This is a genomic window from Pseudomonas sp. SORT22, from assembly GCF_018417635.1.
GTDB lineage: Bacteria > Pseudomonadota > Gammaproteobacteria > Pseudomonadales > Pseudomonadaceae > Aquipseudomonas.
The window spans coordinates 3,598,592-3,619,260 of record NZ_CP071007.1; the positions used below are offsets into that span (position 1 = coordinate 3,598,592).

At 64.1% G+C, this 20,669-nt stretch carries 15 protein-coding genes and 3 pseudogenes; 9 read left to right on the plus strand and 9 right to left on the minus strand.

Annotated elements, in window-relative coordinates; translation table 11 throughout:
• Positions 1-128 precede the first annotated feature (128 nt).
• Positions 129-2,069, plus strand: a complete 1,941-nt coding sequence (locus JYG36_RS16345; RefSeq protein WP_213601619.1) for a DNA topoisomerase III — start codon at positions 129-131, stop codon at positions 2,067-2,069.
• Positions 2,070-2,113: 44 nt separating this feature from the next.
• On the opposite strand, the gene JYG36_RS16350 is transcribed toward JYG36_RS16345, so the two are convergent.
• Positions 2,114-2,938, minus strand: a complete 825-nt coding sequence (locus tag JYG36_RS16350) for a class I SAM-dependent methyltransferase (RefSeq protein ID WP_213601620.1) — start codon at positions 2,936-2,938, stop codon at positions 2,114-2,116.
• Between the two features lie 98 nt (positions 2,939-3,036).
• Here JYG36_RS16350 and JYG36_RS16355 point away from each other — a divergent pair, with 98 nt between their 5' ends.
• Positions 3,037-3,429 (plus strand): VOC family protein, encoded by a 393-nt coding sequence (locus tag JYG36_RS16355; protein WP_045196649.1) that lies wholly within the window; start codon positions 3,037-3,039, stop codon positions 3,427-3,429.
• Between the two features lie 9 nt (positions 3,430-3,438).
• Here the strand turns inward: JYG36_RS16355 and JYG36_RS16360 are convergent, their stop codons facing one another.
• The 5 genes from JYG36_RS16360 to JYG36_RS16380 all read right to left on the minus strand — a co-directional run bounded on the left by JYG36_RS16360 (position 3,439) and on the right by JYG36_RS16380 (position 10,471).
• Complete coding sequence (locus JYG36_RS16360) at positions 3,439-5,532, minus strand: TonB-dependent siderophore receptor (protein WP_213601622.1); 2,094 nt, start codon at positions 5,530-5,532, stop codon at positions 3,439-3,441.
• Between the two features lie 103 nt (positions 5,533-5,635).
• Positions 5,636-6,583 carry a p-hydroxyphenylacetate 3-hydroxylase reductase component gene (locus JYG36_RS16365; protein WP_213601624.1) on the minus strand — a complete coding sequence of 316 codons (948 nt, stop codon included), beginning with the start codon at positions 6,581-6,583 and terminating at the stop codon, positions 5,636-5,638.
• 58 nt (positions 6,584-6,641) lie between these two features.
• The gene (locus JYG36_RS16370; protein ID WP_093384089.1) at positions 6,642-7,811 is read right to left on the minus strand and encodes a p-hydroxyphenylacetate 3-hydroxylase oxygenase component; all 1,170 of its coding nucleotides are present in this window, start codon (positions 7,809-7,811) and stop codon (positions 6,642-6,644) included.
• Positions 7,812-8,029: 218 nt separating this feature from the next.
• Positions 8,030-9,442 carry a DOPA decarboxylase gene (locus JYG36_RS16375; RefSeq protein ID WP_093384096.1) on the minus strand — a complete coding sequence of 471 codons (1,413 nt, stop codon included), beginning with the start codon at positions 9,440-9,442 and terminating at the stop codon, positions 8,030-8,032.
• An 84-nt stretch (positions 9,443-9,526) separates the two neighbouring features.
• Positions 9,527-10,471 carry a LysR family transcriptional regulator gene (locus JYG36_RS16380; protein ID WP_045196636.1) on the minus strand — a complete coding sequence of 315 codons (945 nt, stop codon included), beginning with the start codon at positions 10,469-10,471 and terminating at the stop codon, positions 9,527-9,529.
• A 159-nt stretch (positions 10,472-10,630) separates the two neighbouring features.
• Here JYG36_RS16380 and JYG36_RS16385 point away from each other — a divergent pair, with 159 nt between their 5' ends.
• The 4 genes and pseudogenes from JYG36_RS16385 (at position 10,631) to JYG36_RS16400 (ending at position 15,462) form a co-directional block, all read left to right on the plus strand.
• A complete protein-coding gene (locus JYG36_RS16385) occupies positions 10,631-12,118 on the plus strand; it encodes an aldehyde dehydrogenase family protein (protein WP_213601626.1) in 1,488 nt (495 codons plus the stop codon).
• Between the two features lie 139 nt (positions 12,119-12,257).
• Positions 12,258-13,691 carry a purine-cytosine permease family protein gene (locus JYG36_RS16390; protein ID WP_213601628.1) on the plus strand — a complete coding sequence of 478 codons (1,434 nt, stop codon included), beginning with the start codon at positions 12,258-12,260 and terminating at the stop codon, positions 13,689-13,691.
• Positions 13,688-14,518, plus strand: a pseudogene (locus tag JYG36_RS16395) (nitrilase family protein). The gene JYG36_RS16390 and the pseudogene JYG36_RS16395 overlap by 4 nt, the downstream one beginning before the upstream one ends.
• Positions 14,519-14,598: 80 nt before the next feature.
• Positions 14,599-15,462 (plus strand): LysR family transcriptional regulator, encoded by an 864-nt coding sequence (locus JYG36_RS16400; protein ID WP_045196624.1) that lies wholly within the window; start codon positions 14,599-14,601, stop codon positions 15,460-15,462.
• Here the strand turns inward: JYG36_RS16400 and JYG36_RS16405 are convergent.
• Both JYG36_RS16405 and JYG36_RS16410 read right to left on the minus strand, forming a co-directional pair.
• A pseudogene (locus JYG36_RS16405) lies at positions 15,436-16,639 on the minus strand (HPP family protein). The gene JYG36_RS16400 and the pseudogene JYG36_RS16405 sit on opposite strands and share 27 nt — an antisense overlap.
• Before the next feature lie 285 nt (positions 16,640-16,924).
• Entirely contained in the window at positions 16,925-17,848 is a 924-nt protein-coding gene (locus JYG36_RS16410; RefSeq protein ID WP_045201328.1) for a hypothetical protein, read from the minus strand.
• A gap of 227 nt (positions 17,849-18,075) precedes the next feature.
• Between JYG36_RS16410 and JYG36_RS16415 the strand changes: the two genes are divergently transcribed.
• The 3 genes from JYG36_RS16415 to JYG36_RS16425 all read left to right on the plus strand — a co-directional run bounded on the left by JYG36_RS16415 (position 18,076) and on the right by JYG36_RS16425 (position 20,196).
• Positions 18,076-18,696 (plus strand): ankyrin repeat domain-containing protein, encoded by a 621-nt coding sequence (locus JYG36_RS16415; RefSeq protein ID WP_093384143.1) that lies wholly within the window; start codon positions 18,076-18,078, stop codon positions 18,694-18,696.
• Positions 18,697-18,795: 99 nt separating this feature from the next.
• Complete coding sequence (locus tag JYG36_RS16420) at positions 18,796-19,320, plus strand: P-loop NTPase family protein (RefSeq protein WP_093384146.1); 525 nt, start codon at positions 18,796-18,798, stop codon at positions 19,318-19,320.
• A 45-nt stretch (positions 19,321-19,365) separates the two neighbouring features.
• Positions 19,366-20,196: an alpha/beta fold hydrolase gene (locus JYG36_RS16425; protein WP_045201325.1), complete on the plus strand. Its 831-nt coding sequence runs from the start codon at positions 19,366-19,368 to the stop codon at positions 20,194-20,196.
• 21 nt (positions 20,197-20,217) lie between these two features.
• Here the strand turns inward: JYG36_RS16425 and JYG36_RS16430 are convergent.
• Positions 20,218-20,574 (minus strand): annotated as a pseudogene (locus JYG36_RS16430) (glyoxalase superfamily protein); the annotation flags it as partial.
• Positions 20,575-20,669 lie beyond the last annotated feature (95 nt).

Sequence of the window (20,669 nt, forward strand, 5' to 3'; positions counted from 1 at the left end):
TGGCCAAAAGCGCGGGGGATTCTTCGTCAGCACCGGCAACATCAAGCTGTATATCCATACAGATAAAACTTGCCACGCCCCTCAATCCTGCGCATCCTATGGCCTTCACCCACCATAGATCGAACGGCATGCGCCTGTTTCTCTGCGAAAAGCCTTCCCAGGCCAAAGACATCGCCAAGGTTCTCGGCGCCAACCGCCGTGGCGACGGCTGCTGGGTCGGCACCGAGGTTACCGTCACCTGGTGCATCGGCCACTTGCTCGAGACCGCTCCACCCGACAGCTACGACGCGCGTTACAAGCGCTGGGTACTGGCCGACCTGCCGATCGTGCCCGAAAAGTGGAAGATGCTGGTCAAGCCCAAGACCGCCAGCCAGTTCAAGGCGGTCAAGCGCCTGCTCGGCGAGGCCCGCGAGCTGGTGATCGCCACCGACGCCGACCGCGAAGGCGAGATGATCGCCCGCGAGCTGGTCGAGCATTGCCGCTACCGCGGGCCGATCAACCGCCTGTGGCTGTCGGCACTGGACGACGCCTCCATCCGCAAGGCCCTGGCGGCGCTCAAGCCCGGTAGCGAAACCTTCAGCCTCTACCATTCGGCCCTGGGCCGCTCGCGGGCCGACTGGCTGATCGGCATGAACATGAGCCGGCTGTTCACCCTGCTCGGTCGCCAGTCCGGCTATCAGGGCGTACTGCCTGTGGGTCGGGTGCAAACGCCGACCTTGCGCCTGGTGGTCGACCGCGACCGCAGCATCGCCGACTTCGTGCCGGTGGCCTACTGGGCCATCGACGTGCAGCTGCAAAGCGCCGGCGAGCAATTCGCCGCGCAGTGGCGCGCCGCCGAAGATGCCTGTGACGACCAGGGCCGCTGCCTGAACCAGGTCCTGGCCCGGCAGGCCGCCGCCGCCATCGGCGCGGCCAGCAGTGCGCGGGTGGTCAAAGTGGCCACCGAGCGCGTGCGCGAAGCAGCACCGCTGCCCTTCGACCTGGGTACCTTGCAGGAGCTGTGCTCGAAGAAGTTCGGCCTCGGCGCCCAGGAAACCCTCGACATCGCCCAGGCCCTGTACGAGACCCACAAGCTGATCACCTACCCGCGCAGCGACTGCGGCTACCTGCCGTTAAGCCAGCACAGCGAGGCGCCGGCCATTCTCGCCGCCTTGCAGCGCGCCGACGCGAGCCTTGCGCCGCTGCAGCCGCACCTGCAGGCCCAGCGCCGTTCACGGGCCTGGAACGATGCCAAGGTCAGTGCCCACCACGGCATCATCCCCACCGCCGCCGCCAGCGACCCGTCGCGCCTGCCGGGCAAACACAAGGCGGTCTATACCCTGATCCGCGCCCGCTACCTGGCGCAGTTTTTGCCCAACCACGAATACGACCGTACCCAGGCCGAGTTCGATTGCGCAGGCCAGGCGTTGCGCGCGGTGGGCAAGCAGATTGTCGAGCCGGGCTGGCGCCGCGCCCTGCCCGAGGCCCTGACCCCGGCCAAAGGCCGTGAGGCGCCGGTGGCCCAGGTACTGCCGCTACTGCGCGAAGGCCAGGACTGCACGGTGGCCGCGGTCACCCTCAAGGACCTCTGGACCCAGCCGCCCAAGCCGTTCACCGAGGGCGACCTGATCAAGGCCATGAAGAACGTCGCCAAGCTGGTGGACGACCCGCGCCTCAAGCAAAAGCTCAAGGACACCACCGGCATCGGCACCGAGGCCACCCGTGCCGGAATCATCCAGGGCCTGCTCGATCGCGGTTACCTGGTCAAGAACGGCAAGGCCCTGAGCGCTACCCCGGCAGCCTTCAGCCTGATCGATGCGGTGCCGCGGGCAATTGCCGACCCAGGCACCACGGCGATCTGGGAGCAGGCGCTGGACATGGTGCAAAGCGGCGAAATGAGCCTTGAAGAGTTCGTCGCCAAGCAATCGGCATGGATGAGCAAGCAGGTGGAGCGTTGTGCCGGCCTGCGCCTGACCATCAGCGGCCCGGCGACCCCGGCCGGGCGCGGTGGCACGCCGTGGAAGAAAAAGCGCAAGAGCAGCGCTGCGGCAGGCAAGCGAACGCGCAAGCCGAAGGCAAAAGCGCAGTGAGATTGCTGGCCTTGCCGGCGAAGAGGCCCTCACGGTCAACACCCCTACCCCTGCTTGACCGCCTGCAAGGTATAACTCAACGGCAAGCGCCAGCGATCCTTGTCCAGCGACCACTCGCCGCCTTCGTCCTTGCTCATCTGCCCTGGCAGCGCCTCCCAGGGAATGCTGTCATGTTCTTCCAGTGCGGTAATCTGCAGCCCATACTTGAGCAAGGCGCTGATGATCTCGCCCAGGCCATGGTTCCATTCGTGGGTTACCGTCTGCTCCAGCACCCCGTCGGTCTCGACATAGGTCTCGCCACTGTCCCACACCGTCGGCGCCTCGCGCTCGAAGTACGGGTACTCGATGACCAGCTTGTCCTGATGGTCCTCGTTCACCGCCAGCAGCATCGGATGACCCTCGCGCAGAAACAGTCGGCCACCAGGCTTGAGCAAAGCCGCCACGGTACGCGCCCAGCGCTCGATGCTCGGCAGCCAGATCAACGCGCCGATACCGGTGTATACCAGGTCGAAGGCCGCGGCTGGCAGCACCTGGTCGGCGGCATAGACATCCGCCTCGACATAGTCGATCCGCGCTGCACAACGCTGCGCCAGGGCCCGCGCCTGGGCCAAGGACTGTACAGAAAAGTCCAGCCCGCTGACCTCGGCGCCCAAGCGCGACAACGACAAGGTGTCGGTACCGATATGGCATTGCAGGTGCACCGCGCGCTGGCCGCGAATATCGCCCAGGCGCGGCAGGTCGAAACGCACCACTTCGGACAGGTGCGCGGGGTCGGCGACGAATGTTTCCACTTCGTAGTCGCCGGAGGCGGCATGCAGCGGCGCACGCTCATCCCAGTTGCGACGGTTGAGTTCGATCGGGTCGGTCATCTTGGCGCTCCTTTGCAGCCGCAACCTTAGCGGCGTACCCAAGGCCTGGGCAAGTGCTGTATAAACCGCCCACACCCTCCTCAATCAAGAATGCATTGATGAAACTCGGATACACCATCGTCTACGTCCCCGATGTCGCCGCCTCGCTGGCTTTCTTCGAGCAGGCCTTCGGCTTGAGCCGGCGCTTTCTCCATGAGTCCGGCGACTATGGCGAACTGGACACCGGCGCCACCACCCTCGCCTTTGCGTCATTGGCCCTGGGCAATAGTCACTTTGCCGGCGGCGTGCTGGCGGCCAGCGAATCGACAAAGCCATTGGGTATGGAGATTGCCCTGGTTACCGACGACGTTGCCAGCGCCCATGCCCGCGCCGTGGCGGCGGGCGCGGTGGCGCTGAAGGCCCCCGAAGCCAAGCCCTGGGGGCAAACCCTGTCGTATGTGCGCTGCCCCGATGGCACCCTGGTGGAGCTGTGCACGCCGGTTGGCATCTGATCGCAAGCGTTACAGCGCCAGGCTCAGGCTGACCATCAAATTGCGCGGCTCCCCCGGCATGTTCCACGCCGCGTTGTAGCCGCGCTCGTAGTACTTGCGATCGAACAGGTTGTTCAGGTTCAGGCCCACCGTGGCCTGTTCGCTGATTTTGTAATGGGCCAGCAGGTCGACCGTGCTGTAGCTGGGTAAACGAAAGCTGCTGCCGGCCTGGCCGGAACGCTCGCCGACGTAGTTGGCTGCAGCGCCAATGTCCGAGCCAAGCAATGGTCCGCTCTGAAACTCATACACCGCCATCAGGCTGCCGCTATGTTGCGGGATGCCCAGCAAGTCGCTGCCCTTGGGCAAGGCGGCATCGCCCTTGGTCACTTCGGCATCGATATAGGCATAGGCGCCGATCACCCGCAGCGCTTCGCTCAACTGGCCGCTGAACTGCAGGTCGAGCCCCTGGCTGCGCGCCTTGCCGGCGGCGATGCTGTCGCCGAAGGCATCGGTGGTGATGACGTTTTCCTTGTCGATCTGGAACAGCGCGACAGTCGCCCCCAGGCGGCTGTCGAACAGGTCCAGCTTGAGCCCGGTTTCATAGCCCAGGCCCTTTTCCGGTTTGTAGATCTGGCCCTGGGTGCCGATGCTGTTGGGCTTGAACGAGGTCGAGGCATTGGCGAATACCCCGACTTCAGGTGTGAGCTGATACAGCAGACCCACGCGCGGGGTGGCGACGTCCTTTTCCTGAGTGTTGCTGACGCGCGTGGAGCGGTTCTGCGCGGTTTGTTCGATATGCTCCAGGCGCACGCCCACCAGAGCGCGCAAGCGCTCGGTAAAGGCGATCTGGTCCTGCAGGTTGAGCGCGTAGCTCTCGGTGCGCTCGAAAAAATCATTAGGGTTGATCAGCGCCGGTTTCGCCTGGCCATACACCGGGTTGTAGATGTCCAGGCCATAGCCGAGCGAAGTGGCGCTTTGCGGGTACTTCTGGCTGTTGCGGTAGTTCTCGTACTCAAGGCCCAGCAGGCTCTGGTGCTCCCAGCCGGCGAACTGGAACTGGCCGTGCAGTTCGGCCTGGGTGATGTTGTCGTTCCACTCGAAATCGCGCTCGCGGTAGAAGCGGCTGATGCTGGTGCCGACCACTCGCGACGGTTCCGAGCTGTTGCCCTTGAGCCGGCCCTGGGTGTAGTGGTTGGCCAGGCGCAACTTCCAACTGTCGTTGAGGTGGTGCTCCAGGGTCAGGTCGAGGGTCTGGTTGTCATTGCGGATGCGCCCGTCGTTGGGCTCGCCGAGAAAGGTCGAACGGCTGACCGAGCCCAGTTCGTTGTTGACCGCCGGGATGCCGCGGTCGAACACCGACTCGGTACGCGAGAACTCGGTGTCGATCGACAGCAGGGTCTCGGGGTTCAACTGCCAGCTCAGCGACGGGCTGACGATTCGCCGCTCACTGCCAACGTAATCGCGAAAGCTGCCGTTGTCCTCCACCGCCATATTGACCCGCGACAACACCCGGCCGTCTTCGCTGAGCGGCGTGTTGACGTCCAGGCTGCTGCGGTAACGGTCCCAACTGCCGGCGCTGGCCTTGAACCGAGTGAAGGCTTCGGCTTGCGGACGCTTGGTGACGATGTTTACCAACCCGCCGGGATCGCCGCGCCCGTACAGACTGGCGGCCGGGCCCTTGAGCACTTCGATGCGCTCGATGTTGGAGGTGTCGGGGGCGCTGTAGCTGCCGCGGTTGACGGCAAAGCCGTTCTTGTACAGCTCGCCGGTGGTGAAGCCACGCACGCTGTAGTTGAGGAAGGTCAGGCCGCCGAAGTTGTTCTGCCGGCTGACCCCGCCGGCAAAATCCAGGGCGCGGTCGATGCGCGTGCTGTTGAGGTCCTCGAGCACCTGGCTGGGCACCACGGCGATACTTTGCGGGGTGTCGCGGATGTCAGTGTCGGTCTTGGTCGCGGTGCCCGAACGAGTTGCACGATAGCCCTGCACCGGGCCGCTCGCGCTTTCTTCATAGTGGCGTTCGTTGACGTTGAGGGCGTCGAGCAACACGGTATCGGCAGCGGCAGCTGGCAAAGCGAGCAGCGAGGCGGACAGGCCGAGGGATAACCTTCCTACGGGGTAGTTCATGAGGGCTCCTTAAAATTATGTAATAACATAACAATTTAAGAAGAAAGATAAAAGCAGCACAGCGCAAGCCCCTGTAGGAGCGGGCTTGCCCCGCGATCACCCCTCAACAGCTACGAATCACCGCCTGCAACACGGTCTTGAAGGACGCGATCTGCTCTTCGCTGAATTGCCCGAACACCTTGTCCTGCTGCTCGCGGGCGATGCTCCACAGGCCTTCGGTCTGGTCGATACCGGCAATGGTCAGGCGCACATGCCCGGCCGCTTCGCTGTCGCACACCAGGCCCTTGCGCTTGAGGTTGGCCACTGCCTCGTCGATTTCCCGCGCCGGCATCGCCACTTCGCGCTGCAGGTCGGCAAGGTTCAGCCCGGCGTCGTTCTCCAGCACCATAAGCATCCGTGCCTCGCTGGTTCGCAGGCCGCTGGACAATTGCCGTGGCTGATAGCTGCCCTGGTAGGCGCGCAGGGCCTGGGTCATCAAGTAGTACAGGTTATGGCTCAGGCGCCCCTGGAAGTGGCTGCTCGGCGGCTGACCTTCTTCGCGGCGGGTCATGCGCGTGTGTGGCAGCACCATGGAATAGGCGCCCTGGTGATACAGCAACGGCGAGCGGCCGCAGTCATCGAAGTCCACCACCTTGCCGAGCATGATCCAGTGATCGCCACCGTCGAGTAGCTGCTGGGTTTCGCACTGAAAGCACGCCGAACAATCGGCGAGGATCGGCGCCCCACCCTCGCCTGCCTGGTAGCTGATACCGGCAAAACGGTCATCCTTGGGCTTGGCGAAGTTGTTGGACAGGTCGATCTGGTCGGCGGCGAGGATGTTCACGGAAAAATGGCTGGCCGCCTCGAACACCGCCAGGCTGCTCGAGCGTTTGTCCAGGCTCCAGAGAATCAGCGGCGGGTCGAGGGATACCGAGTTGAAGCTGTTGGCAGTGACGCCGACCAGGTTGCCCTGGGGATCGGCGGCGGTGACCACGGTGACGCCGGTGGCGAAGTTGCCCAGGGCACGGCGAAAGGCGCGGCTGTCGAAGGCCGATGCGGTTGCGGTAGACATGCAAGACTCCCCGGCTGCCGTGCGCGGCAGCCGTCATTGTTGTTATTGGCGAGGCCTATCAGACCATGCTTGGATCAGGTTCCAGGCCCATCAGCTCGCGGCCGAGAATCTGCGCGCAAACGTCGTAGTCGGTGTAGGCATGGGCGCCGGTCATGTGCGCATCGCGCCACAGCCGCTGCATTTCGTTGCTGTCGAACCAGGCAGTGCCGCCAGCGGCTTCGAATAGACGATCGACCGCCTGGATGCACATTTTCACCGCGTAGCCCTGGTTGGTGCGCCAGAACGCCAGGGTCTCGCGCGTCGGGTACTGGTGACGTTCGCTGTGCTCGGCGTGTTCCTGCCAGGTTTTTTCCAGAAATGCGCGAGCGGCGGCAACCTGATGGGTGGACTCGGCCAGGCGCATCAGCGCGGGTGTGGCGGCGCCGACATTGACCCCGGTATAGGCACGCACACGGTTCTTGGTCTTTTCGCGGAAGGCTTCGAGCATGCGCTCGGCAATACCGAGGCTGACGGTCGAGAAGCCGCTGGCGAAATATGGCCGGTACGGCGAGTAGAACACCTTGCTGTCCGGATACAGGCCAAAGCCTGCCGACTTGCCTTCCATCATGTCCTTGGCTTTCTGGATGCGGTGCTCGGGGACGAACACCTTGTCGATCACCAGGGTCTTGGTGCCGCTACCCCTCATGCCGGCGGCGAACCAGTCGTCGCGAATCTCGTAGTCGCTGCGCGGCAGCACGGCAAAGCAGTAGTCCTGGGTGCCTTCGGCATTGGCCCGACGGCAGCCGACAATCGCCCACTCGGCATGGTCGCTGCCGCTGCTCCAGCCCATCTCGCCGCTGAACAGCAAGCCGCCCTCGACCTCCTCGACCTTGCCGAACGGGGCGATACTGCTGCTGGCGGTGGCGTCGGGGTTGTCGCCCCAGATCTCCTCCTGCAGCTTGGCCGGGAACATCGCCAACTGATGGCTGTGGGTGCACAGCAGGCTCATGGCCCAGGCGGTGCTGGCGCAAGCGCCGGCAAGCAAGGCGATGCAGTCGGCAAATTGCGGCAGGGAGATTTCCAGGCCGCCGTAGGGCTTGGGCAAAAAGGCACGGTGCAGGCCGATGCTTTTCAGCAGGGCGATGTTTTCGGCCGGGACTTTGCGGTCCTGCTCGGCACGGGCGGCGTTGGCGGCGATGGCAGGCAAAATCGAACGAAGGTCTTCGAGCAGCGGGTTTGGCTTTTTCATGAGGGGCCCTGCTTATTATTGGATGTCCGCCAGGGCCTGCGAAGTGGCAGGTGGCGGCGGATGCAGGGGCCAGTATGGGAGGCTTGGCTCAGGGGGAAAATGCAACTTCCATAGGCAAGATTGTACTTTTCATAGGATGTTAAAAGCATCGCGGGGCAAGCCCGCTCCCACAGCGAACACCATCAATTCTGTGGGAGCGGGCTTGACCCGCGATAAATTCACTCCGCCACGACGTTCTGCAAATTGCGCCAAAGCTCAGCCACATGCTCACGCTCGGTCGGCAACGCCCCCACCGACACCCGCACCATCCAGCGGCCATGCAAGGTCGCCGGAGTGACGTAGGCTACCCCCGAGGCATTGAGCTGATCCGCCCAGCGCCGGGTATGTGCATCCAGCGCCTCACCCTGCAGGCCCTCACCTCGATGGCGAATGCACAAGGTCTGCAGCTGTACCGGCGCCAGCAACTCCCAGCCCTCGGCCCCGCGCACCTGCTCGGCCAGCCACTGGGCGTTGTCCAGGTCGCGGCGCAAGCGCTGTTGCAGGTTCTCGATGCCCTCGCTGCGCAGCATGAACCACAGCTTCAGGGCACGGAACCGCCGCCCCAGCGGGATACCCCAGTCGCGCAGGTTCTTGACCTTGCTGTCGACCGCCGACTGCAGGTAGCTGGGGTTGGTGCTCATGACCCGGATCAGGTGCTGCGGATCACGCACGAAGTACAGCGAGCAATCGAAAGCCACACCGAGCCATTTGTGCGCATTGACCACAATCGAGTCGGCCTGCTCGATGCCGTCCCACATCCAGCGGCATTCCGGCAGGATCATCGCCGAGCCGGCCATGGCCGAGTCCACGTGCAGCCACAAGCCATGCTCGCGGGCGATCTGGCCGATCGGTTGCAGCGGGTCGAGGGCGGTGGTTGCCGTGGTGCCGGTGGTAGCCACCACCGCGCAGGGTTGCAGGCCGTCGGCCAGGTCCTGTTCGATGGCTGCGGCCAGCGCTTGCGGGCGCATGGCGAAGTCGTCGTCGGTGTCGATGTAGCGGATGTTGTCCTTGCCAAAGCCTGCCAGCAGCGCGGCCTTGTCTACCGAGCTGTGGGCCTGGGCGCTGGTGTAGATCATCAGCGGCTTGCCCTGCCCCTGCAGGCCGCCCTTGGCCAGGGCGTAGTCGCTGCTGCGCTCGCGGGCGCTGATCAAGGCGACCAGCGTGCTGGTGGACGCGGTGTCCTGGATCACCCCGCTCCACTGCGCCGACAAACCGACCATCTGCCGCAGCCAGTCCACGGTGGTTTCTTCCAGCTCGCTCAGGGCCGGGCTCGATTGCCACGACAGGCCGAGCACGCCAAGGCCGGTGCTGAGAAAATCGCCAAGCACCGACGACAAGGTGCCGTTGGAGGGGAAGTAGCCGAAAAAGTCCGGGTGCTGCCAGTGCGACAGGCCGGGCATCACTAACTGGTCTACGTCCTTGAGAATATTCTCGAACGGCTCGCCCTGAACCGGCGCCGAGCCGGGCAAGGCCGCCTTGAGGTAACCGGGCTCGACCTGGGCCATCACCGGCAGTTCGCCGACACCCTGGCGGTAGTCGGCGATCAGGTCGATCAGTTGGTGGCCATGTTTGCGAAATTCTTCCGGGCTCATGCAGCGGCTCCTGTTATTGGCGGTAAGTGGGCCTGAGTCTAGGCCCTGGCTGACCGCCAAAAAACGCCGCCCCGCGCATAGCTGCTATGGCGAATGCGCATGGCCGCCGTGCACGCCGAACTGCGACTGCTGCCACTGCTCGAACACCAGGTTGCGCAACCAGCGGTGCTCGGCCGAGCCGTGCAGGCGCTGGTGCCAGACCACCCAGTAGCGCTGGCTGTGCTCGACAAACGCCAACGGCCGCCAGGTCAGTGGATGCAGGCGGCTGAGCTGGCGGGCAATGTGCTCGGGCACGGTGACCAGCGCCTGGCTGCTGCCGACCACCTGCACCGCCGCCGAGTAGAACGGCACCTGCAGGCTGATGCGCCGGCTCAGGCCCTGCTCACGCAGGTGGCGGTCGATAAAGCTGTCCTTGTCGCCACCGCCGGAAATGCGCACATGGTTCCAGGCCCGGTAATCGTCCTGGCTCAGTTCGGTTTTTGCCGCCAACGGGTGCTCGCGGTGCATCAGGCACACCGCGCGGTCTTCGCCGAGCATGCGCCCATGCAGGTTGGCCGGAGCATCGTCGAACAGCGTGGTAGCCAGGTCGACTTCGCCGCTGGCGAGCAGTTCATACTGCCCCGGTTGCCAGGTGCGGTACTCGATCGACACCCCCGGCGCTTCGCGCTCAAGGGTGCTGACCAGCAGCGGCAGCATGTGTTCGGCGATGTAGTCCGAGGCCGCCAGGCAAAAACGCCGCTCGCAGCGCTTGGGCTCGAAGGCCTGCGGTTGACGCAAGGCCTCGAGCTCGGCCAGCACCTGGCCCAGCGGCAGCAGCAGGCTTTCGCCGCGTTCACTCAAGACATAGCCGCGGCCCTGGCGCACCAGCAGCGGGTCGTCAAAGGCTTCGCGCATATGTGCCAGCTGGCGGCTGAGCACCGACTGGCTGCTGCCCAGGCGCTCGGCGGCATGGCTGAGGTTCTTCAGCTGCAGCATGCTCTGCAACGCGCGCAGGTGGGCGATGCTCAGGGAGGCGAAAATCGGGTTCAAGGGGCGCTCCTGCACAGGCGGATGCCGCAGCCTAAGGCCAAACCTTGCAGATTACAAAGCGCCTGGCAGGCCGGTGCATGGCCGGCGGCAGGCTCAGTCAAGCCACTGCCGGGGCGCTGCGCTAGGGTCGGGGCTTTGCTTTCCCTTGAGGTTCGTCCCATGAGCAACATCAGCCTTTTGCCCCAGGTGCGCGTTTTTTTGCAACGCGAGCACAGCAGCTTTATCGACGGTCGCCAGCAGCCACAGGCCGATGCCCGCTACCTGGAGGTGATCGACCCGGCCAGTGACCAGGTCATCAGCCGCGTGGCCGAAGCCACCGCGCAGACCATCGACGATGCCGTCGCCTCCTCGCGCCGTGGCTTTGCGCAATGGTCACAAACCGCCCCCGCCGTGCGTGCCAGCGTGCTGCTCAAGCTTGCCGACCTGATCGAGCAACACCGCGAAGAACTGGCACAGCTGGAGACCTGCCAGTCGGGCAAGCTGATCACCCTTTCGCGCAATTTCGAGGTCGATCAGGCCGCGCATTTCTTGCGCTACTACGCCGGCTGGGCGACCAAGCTCAGCGGCCAGACCCTCACCCCCTCGCTGCCCTCGTTCAACGGCGAGCGCTACACCGCCTTTACCCTGCGCGAGCCAGTCGGCGTGGTGGTGGGCATCGTGCCGTGGAATTTCTCGACCATGATCGCCTTGTGGAAGCTCGGTTCGGCACTGGTGACCGGTTGCAGCATCATCATCAAGCCCAGCGAATTCACCCCGCTGACCATCCTGCGCATTGCCGAACTTGCCATCGACGCCGGCCTGCCCGCCGGGGCACTGAACGTGGTGACCGGCGCCGGCCTGGCCGGCAAGGCGCTGATCGAGCACCCGGGCACCGACAAGGTCTCGTTCACCGGCTCCGTGCCCACAGGCCTGGCCGTCGGCCAGAGCGCCATGGCCGCCAACCTGACCCGCGCCACCCTGGAGCTGGGCGGCAAGAATGCGGCCGGATTCCTGCGCGACGTACCAGTGCACACGGCGGTGGACGGCATCATCGAAGCGGGCTTTTTGCACGCCGGGCAGATCTGCGCGGCAGCCGAGCGCTTTTATCTGCATCGCTCGCAGATCGAGGCGGTGACCGGGGCCTTGAGCGAGCGCCTGGCCCAGCTGAAGATCGGCTCACCGCTGGATGAAACCAGCGAATTCGGCCCGGTCTGCAACAAGCAGCACCAGGCCAGGCTCGGTGCACTGTTTGCCAAGGCGCGCAGCGAAGGCAGCCAGATCATCCATGGCGGGCGTTTGCTCGAAGGCCCCGGCTGCTACGTCGAGCCGACGGTGATCCTGGCCAATTCGGTGGACGACAGCCTGCTCAACGAGGAAACCTTCGGGCCGGTGGCGACCTTCTTGCCGTATGACGATGAAGAGCAACTGATCGCGCTGATGAACGCCAGCCCCTATGGCCTCAGTGCCAGCCTGTGGACCAACGACCTGAGCAAGGCCTTGCGCCTGGTGCCGCAGGTGCAGGCCGGTACGGTGTGGGTGAACATGCATACCCTGCTCGACCCGGCCGTGCCGTTTGGCGGGGTAAAGGCTTCAGGCATAGGCCGTGAATTTGGCGGGGCGTTTATCGAGGATTACACCGAGCTGAAGTCGGTGATGATTCGCTACTGACACTGCCCGCGATGGGCTGTACCGCAGCCCATTACTTCTGAATTCCATGAAGTAATTTTTTGATACCAACGATTCCCCTCACCCACCGTCTGTCGGACCATCGGCCAGTTACCCCATAAAAACAACACGAGGTACTGCCGTGGACAACGCCAACAAGGCGGGGGCTGCACGCCCGCGCATCGAGGTTCGCTCAATCGACTATGTGCCGCGCAGCGAGCGCCACGGCAAGGTCTGGCACCAGGCGCCGTTCTGGTTCACCGGCAACTTCGTGCTCACCACCATGGTCACCGGTTTCACCGGCCCGGCCCTGGGCCTGGGGGCGCTGTACTCGATCCTGGCGATCGTGCTCGGGGTGTGCTTTGGCACCTTCTTCATGGCCTTTCACGCCAACCAGGGCCCACGTATGGGCTTGCCGCAGATGATCCAGTCGCGCGCCCAATTCGGCCTCAAGGGCGCCATCGTGCCGTTTGCCGCCGTGGTCTTCGTCTACATCGGTTTCAACGTCTTCAACGTGATCCTCGCCACCGATGCGATCAACACCGTGCTGCCCGGCCAACGCACGCCCTGGTACCTGGGCCTGATCGTCATCGCCGTGCTGCTGGCGGTGGTCGGCCACGACTTGCTACACACGGTGCAGCGCTGGCTGACCTACGTGATGATCCTGGTGTTCGGCGTGCTCACCGTCAGCGCCCTGCTGACCCTGCAGGCCGACGCCGCCCTGCAGGATCCGCAGTTCTCGTGGGGCGCATTCCTGGTGCAACTGTCGGCGGCCGCCGGTTACCAGATCAGCTATTCGGTGTACGTCTCCGACTACTCGCGCTACCTGCCCCACGACACGCCGACGGCGAAAGTGGTGTTCTGGACCTACCTGGGCGCGGCCGGCTCGGCCCTTTGGCTGATGTCCCTCGGTGCCTTTCTCGCCTCGGCCTTGCCAGCGCCTGACGCCATCGCCAGTGTGCGCGAAGTGGGCAACCAGTTCCTGCCGGGCCTGGGCACCTTCACTGTGCTGATCTCGGTACCGGCGCTGGTGGGCATCATGGCGGTCAACTGCTACGGCGCCATGCTCACCAGCATCAGCGCCATCGACTGCTTCAAGCAGGTCACGCCGTCGCTGAAGATCCGCGTGGCCGGCATCAGCGTGATTGCCACCATCGTCTTTATCGTCGCCCTGGCCATCCCCGAGAGCTACCTGGGCAGCTTCAACACCTTCGTGCTGCTGATGCTGTACTTCCTGGTGCCGTGGACCGCGGTCAACCTGGTGGACTTTTACTGCGTGCGCAAGGGCCACTACGTGATCAGCGAAATCTTCAACCCCGACGGCATCTACGGTGCCTGGGGCAAGCCCGGGCTGATCGCCTACGGCCTGGGTTTGCTGGCGATGGTGCCGTTCATGGCCTTGAGCTTTTACACCGGCCCCGCAGCCGCTGCGCTGGGTGGTGCCGACATTGCTTTTGTCATTGGTCTGCTGGTCACCGGCAGCCTCTACGCCCTGCTCTGCCGCTCGCTCGACCTGCCCGGCGAACAACGCCTGGCGGCAGCCAGCGAGCGCCAGCTTGAGGAAACCCTCGCATGAGTCCAACCCTGATCCAGGTCGCCTGCTGCCAACTGGCGCCGCAGGTCGGCGAACTTAAATAAAACCGCGAGCGCGCCCTACAGGCTGTCCGCAGCGCCGCCGGGCAAGGCGCCCAGGTGGTGGTGCTACCGGAGCTGGTGCAAAGCGGCTATGTGTTCGCCGACCGCAACGAAGCACTGAGCCTGGCCGAAACCCCCAACGGCGAAACCCTGCGCCAGTGGGCAGCGCTGGCGGCGGAGCTGGACATCGTCATCGTCGGCGGCTTTTGCGAGCGCACCGAGCGCGACGAGTTGTACAACAGCGCCGCCCTGGTCGATGCCGACGGCGTGCGCGCGGTGTACCGCAAGGCGCATTTGTGGAACGACGAAAAGCGCATCTTCAGCGCCGGTGGGCAACCGCCGCCGGTGATCGATACGCGCTTCGGACGCATTGCGGTGATGATCTGCTACGACCTGGAATTTCCCGAGTGGGTGCGCTTGCCGGCGCTGGCCGGGGCCGAACTGCTGTGCGCGCCGGTGAACTGGCCGGACGGCCCGCGACCGCTCGGCGAGCGGCCCGCGGAAGTGGTACGGGTGCAGGCCAATGCTTCGGTCAACCGCTTGTACATCGCCGCCTGTGACCGCAACGGCCATGAGCGCGAAGTGGACTGGGTCGGTGGCTCGGTGATTGTCGATGCCAACGGCTACCCGCTGGCCGGGCCGCTGCATGAAGCGCCGGCCGGCACGCAAATCATCCATGCCCGCCTCGACCTGAGCGAGGCGCGGGACAAGCGCATCAGTGCCTTGAACGATGTGCACCGGGATCGCCAGCCGGTGCTGTACGACTGATTTCTCTGGCGGCTGTGCAGCCACGCCCCAAACCCGTGCAAAGCCACTAGAATAGGCCACCGCAAACACCAGGCTGCCCCATGGATATCGAGCTCGCCCGCACCTTTCTGGAAATCGTCCGCACCGGCAGCCTGGTGTCCGCCGCCGAGCGCCTGCACGTCACCCAGACGGCCATCACCGCCCGGGTACAAAAGCTCGAACAGCAACTCGCCTGCCAGCTGTTCATTCGCAGTCGCAGCGGCGCCAGCCTCACTGCCGACGGCGAGGCCTTCGTGGTGTATGCCAACCAGCTGGTGCAAACCTGGGAGGCCGCGCGCCGCGACCTGCCGTTGCCCGAAGGCTGCCACCAGGTGCTGCACATCGGCGGCGAAGTCAGCCTCGGCAACCCCATGGTGCTTGGCTGGGTCAGCGCCCTGCACCGGGAAATGCCCGGCCACGCCATTCGCAGCGAAGTCAGCGATGGCGAGTCGTTGCTGCACAAGGTGGAAATGGGCGTGCTCGACGCCGTGCTGGTCTACCAGCCCACCTACGGCCCGGGCTTGCAGGTGGAGCAACTGATGGAAGAAAAGCTCATCCGCATCCGCCGCAAGGACAAACCCGAGCCTTACGTGTACATCGACTGGGGCCAGGCCTTTCGCCGCCGTCACGACGCCGCCCTGCCCGAATGCGCGCGCCCGGCGCTGAGCTTCAACCTCGGGCCGCTGGCGCTGCAATACATCCTTGAACACGGCGGCAGCGGCTACTTCCGTACCCGCGTGGTGCAGGCCTACCTGGACAGCGGCGTATTCGAACGCGTGCCGCAAGCACCGGAGTTCACCTACCCCACCTACCTGGTGTATGCCCGCGAGCGCGACAGCGAGGCGCTGCAGCAGGCGTTCAGGGTGCTGCGCGAAGTGGTCGCCGGTGAGAGCGACTGGTCACAGCGCTGGGACCCGGTGATCTGAGGCCGCCACCTCACTCAACAACTGCCGCTTGAGCCCGGCAATCAGATCGGTCTGGGTAATCACCCCCACCAGCGCTTCGCCGTCCATTACCGGCAAGCAATGCAGCCCCTGCTCGCTGAGCAACGGAATCAGCGCCACCGCCGGCTCGTCGCTGCGCACGGTAATCACCGGCCGGCTCATGATCTGCTCCAGCAGCACCTTGGGCCGGCGCCCGAGCAATGCGCGCCAGCTGCACCGCCCCTGGGCCATGGCCGGGCCGATCAGGTCGGTGAGGCTGACTATCCCCACCAGGCGCCGGGCGTCATCGAGTACCGGCAAGGTGTGCAGATGGTGGCTCGACAGCAACTGCCAGGCCTGTTGCAAGGTGGTTTGCGGGGTCGCCAGTTGCACGTCCCGGGACATCACCGAGGCGGCGGTAATGCCGCCCAGGCTGCGTTTGAGCGCGTGTTGCTCGGTGGCCATGATGATGCGTTCGAGTTCGTCGCGGGTGACGTCGACGAACTCGCCGAGCTCTTCCAGCGCCTGGTCGAGGTCTTCACCACTGACGCCGACCCGTTCACCTGGCAGCACGTCGGCAGTGTGGTGCAGGTCTTTGCGCGCTGCGGCGGTCTTCGGGTAGCGCACGCCGGTCAGGCGGTTGTAGATCACCGCCACGGCCACCAGCACCAGGGCATTGAGCATGATCGGTTCGAACACCTGGTCGCCCATCGCCTCCAGCGACGAGTCGGCCAGCACCACGCTCACCGCCACGCCGCCACCCGGCGGGTGCAGGCAGCGCAGCAGGCACATGAGCAAAATCGCCACGCCCAGGGCCAACGCCGCGACCCACAAGGCCGAACCAAAGCAGTGATGCAGCACCAGGCCCACCGCGGTGGCGCTGGCATAGCTGCCAATAAACGGCCAGGGCTGCGCCAGCGCCCCGGAGTGCACGGCAAACAGTAGCACCGCCGAGGCCGCCAGCGGCCCGAGCAGGTGCAGCGCCACTGTCGGGCCAAAGGCCAGGCTGCAGGCCAGGCCTGCGAGAAACAGACCGAGCAGTGCGCCAACGCCTGCGCGTAGCCATTCTTTTGGGGGGATGTTCAGAGGGGCCGGCAGCAGCCGGTTGAACCCGTTGTTCAGAGCGCGCAGAGACATGGGTAGATCGGGCACCTGGGCAGTAAAAAAAGCCCGGCCAAATTGACTGGGCTGAGTATTGCGAGGGGGCAATACCAATGGGCTCCGTCCGTGGAGATGGAATTTTTGGGTGTTGCGTGGGCGGGGATTTTGCCGGGGTTGGGCTGGCGAGTGGTAATTCAAAAAACTGAGGGGTGAGTGCAGTTTTTTTGAGGGATGGCACGAGTCGGCGGCAAGGCCGCCGACTTCGCCAGGCAATCAATGCATGAACAGGGCGATCAGGATGATCACCGGAATCGGTACACCCAGCATGAACAACAGTAGTGAACGCATGGTAGTTCTCCTCGGTTCAACGGACTTGGGCACTGACGTAGTCATCGACCAGCACCACGGCATCGCGACGACGGCCGCCGTAAGTGGCGGCGAGGCTGGCGAAGAACGCCCCGCACAGCAAGGCAATGAACATCCACAATGCCGACAGCGCAGCCGCCTTGCTGGCGGCATCAGCCGCTTCACGGGCAGCCTTTTTGGCGTCGTCCACTGCCTGGCGCGCCTGGGCGAAGACCTGGTCGACACGCTGCTCGGCCTGGGCCGGCGCAAGGTTGGTGCGCTGACTGACCAGTTGCGCCAGGTACTGGCGGTCTTCGCCGCTCAGTTGCCCGCCGTTGCTCAACGCGCGCGCCATGATCCGGGTCACCGCTACTTGTGCAGCATCTTCGTTGACCGCCACCGTGCCATCGCCACGGAACAGGGTATCGACGAAATAACCATAGGGGTCGCTACCCTGGGAACCGCTGGCAGCCGTCGCTGCCGCAGTAACGCCACCTGCAGCACCCGCGGCGACCTGAGCCCCCGCCTGCACGCCGCCAGCGACGATACTGCTGACCGAACCGACCACCAGCGTTGCCGTGACCAGCGTGGCAACGGCCCAGGCCAGAAAGCCGTGGGCGGTATCGCGAAAGTACACCTCATCGCCATGCACGCTCGCCCATTTGACCCGCAGACGGCCCGCCAGGTAACCCCCCAGGCCGGAGGCGATAATCTGCGTCAGCGCCAGCCAGACAATCGTCGAGATACCCAGGCCCTTGGCGCTCATGCCGTCGCCAACCCACGGCGAAACTGCCGAGAAGCCCAGCCCGATACCGAGCAAAACCAGTATCAACGACAACGCCGCGGCGCCCGCCGCGCCGGCAAATATAGCCGCCCATGACACGCCGGAGCGGCTTTGCGCTTCGACGATGGAGGTGGAGTGGGTTTCTGATGTTGTAATCATTGTTGTAGAACTCCCGTGAGGAACATCGAATGTTCACTACAACGGGTGCACGCCCTGTGCCAAACCGGTTGAAAGGGCAATGGCTATAAATTCAATAGGTTGCAGCACGTTGCGAACATGCCCATCATGCAAAGTGCATGATCAGGCCAGCGCCAGCGGGTGTTCTGCACACCAGGGCAATCGCCAGGGGCCGGTCTTGTCCGCAATTTTTCGACCCAGAGCCCGCGATGACTAATGAAGCGTTGATAATCGATTTGTTTGAAGCCGCTGACGCCTTGGCCAATGGCGACAACAGGGCAATGCAGCGCCTGCTTGCGCCGATCAAGAACCGCGAATCCTATAACGGCACTCCTGTTCTGTTCTATGTGGCTGAAAACATTCAGGCGCTGGAATTTCTTGCGGCCAATGGCGTTGATTTTCTGCAAAAAAACAGCCTTGGCGGCAATAACCTGCTGCACCGGGTGTCATTGGACAGTGATGACCCTGTGTTCGAATGGGTGCTGGCCTGGTACAGCAGCAACAACAGTGTCGATGCAGCGAGCGACGATGGCTTCACCGTACTCTCGACGCTGCTCAAGTTCGGTCGGGCGGACCGCGCCAAGCGCTTGATCGAGTGTGGTGCAAGCCTTTCATCGGTCGCCAACAACGGCCTCACCCCGGCCCGGCAAACGGTCATTTGCATGGAGCAAGAGCACGATGCGCTTGAGGGTCTGGCGCTACTCCTGTCCCACGGATTGACCCTCGGCACTGCAGAGTTGGCCTATCTGGCGCACATGGCGCGCGCTATCAACCGGCACCGGCTTGCCAAGTGGATTGAAGACGATCTGATTCCCTCTGCGCCCGGCTAGTGAGTGCCCGGATAGCTGCAAAATCCCTACCGATACACTTTCACTGCCCCGACAAAACCTGCACAATCGCCGGCTTTTTTTCCGACAAGGCAGTCCCTCATGCAACGGATCGTAATTCTGGGCAACGCCGGCAGCGGCAAGTCCACCCTCGCCCGCGCCCTGGGCAAGCAACTGGGCCTGGCGGTGGTGCACCTGGACAGGTTGTTCTGGGAGCCCGGCTGGGTCGAGCCGGATGCCGAGCAGTTCCGCTCGCGCGTGCGCGAGGCAGTGTCGCAGGACGCCTGGGTGTGTGAAGGCAACTATGCGCGGCGCACCTTCGACCTGCGCCTGCCGCAGGCTGACCTGGTGATCTGGCTGGATACGCCGCGCCTGACCTGCTTGATGCGGGTGATCAAGCGCAGCGTGCTGAACCGCCCGCGCCCTGACCTCGCCGACGGCTGCAGCGAAAAGCTGGACCGGGCGTTTCTGACCTTCCTGAAATTCGTCTGGACCTTCGATCGCGGTTATCGCCCGGGGATTGAAAGGGTACGTGAAGCCATCGGGCCGCAGGTACCGGTGGTGCATTTGTGCGGTAGCCGGCAAATTGCGGCGTTTGTCGAAGGCTTCAATCACGTTCCAGCCTGATCTCCTATGCTCATGGTTCGCCCACACCTCAGAGGAGCAGCGAACATGGCATTCGTGACCACTAACGATGGCGTTGAGATCTTCTACAAAGACTGGGGCCCGCGTGACGCCGAGGTGATTTTCTTTCACCACGGCTGGCCGCTCTGCAGCGACGACTGGGATACGCAGATGTTGTTCTTTCTGGCCCAGGGTTATCGGGTCGTCGCCCACGACCGCCGTGGCCATGGGCGCTCCAGCCAGGTCTGGGATGGCCACGACATGGACCATTACGCCGATGACGTGGCGGCGCTGGTCAAGCACCTGGGTGTTCAAAAGGCCGTGCATGTCGGGCATTCGACCGGCGGTGGCGAAGTCATCCATTACATCGCCCGCCATGGCCAGGAGCGGGTGGCCAAGGCCGCCCTTCTCGCCGCGGTTGCGCCGCTGATGGTACAGACCGCCAGCAACCCCGGCGGCCTGCCAAAATCAGTATTCGACGACCTGCAGGCGCAACTGGCGGCCAACCGCGCCCAGTTCTACCACGACATCCCTTCCGGGCCGTTTTACGGCTACAACCGTCCGGGCGCTAAGCCGTCGCAAGGGGTGATCCTCAACTGGTGGCGCCAGGGCATGATGGGCAGCGCCAAGGCCCACTACGACGGTATCGTCGCCTTCTCGCAGACCGATTTCACCGAGGACCTGAAGAAGGTCACGGTACCGGTGCTGGTGATGCACGGCGATGATGACCAGATCGTGCCCTACGACAACTCCGGGCCGCTGTCGGCGAAACTGCTCGGCAACGGCACGCTGAAAACCTACAAGGGGTTCCCTCACGGCATGCCTACCACCCATGCCGACATCATCAATGCCGACCTGCTGGCCTTTATCCGCAGTTGATCGCGGCTCAATGCCGTTCTATCAGCTCTGGCAGAAGCGTATCCGGTTGCCAAACGGGTCGTAGACTTCCAGCACTTTACCCCAGCCCTGCTCGACGATATCCGGGCGTCCATAGCCATAACGCTTGGCCTGCAGTTCGTCGCGCAGTTGCTCGATGTTGTGCGTGGGCACGAAGATCGTCGCCCCCGGGCTGGCATCGCCATGATGTTCGGACAGGTGCAGTTGCAGGCCGTCACGGCTGATGCCCAGGTACAGCGGCAGGTCAGCTTCGAAACGGTGCTCGAACTCAACGCTGAAACCGAGGAAATCCAGGTAGAACTCGCGGGCCTTGGCTTCGTCAAAGCTGCGCAGGATGGGAATGGGCTTGTCGAAGCGGATTGCCGTCTGCTTGGCTTGCTCGGTTGAAATCATCGTTTTTCTCCTGAAGCCGAGGCCGTGTGGGCGCGAGCGGCGGGCAGCATTAGCCTGGGGGC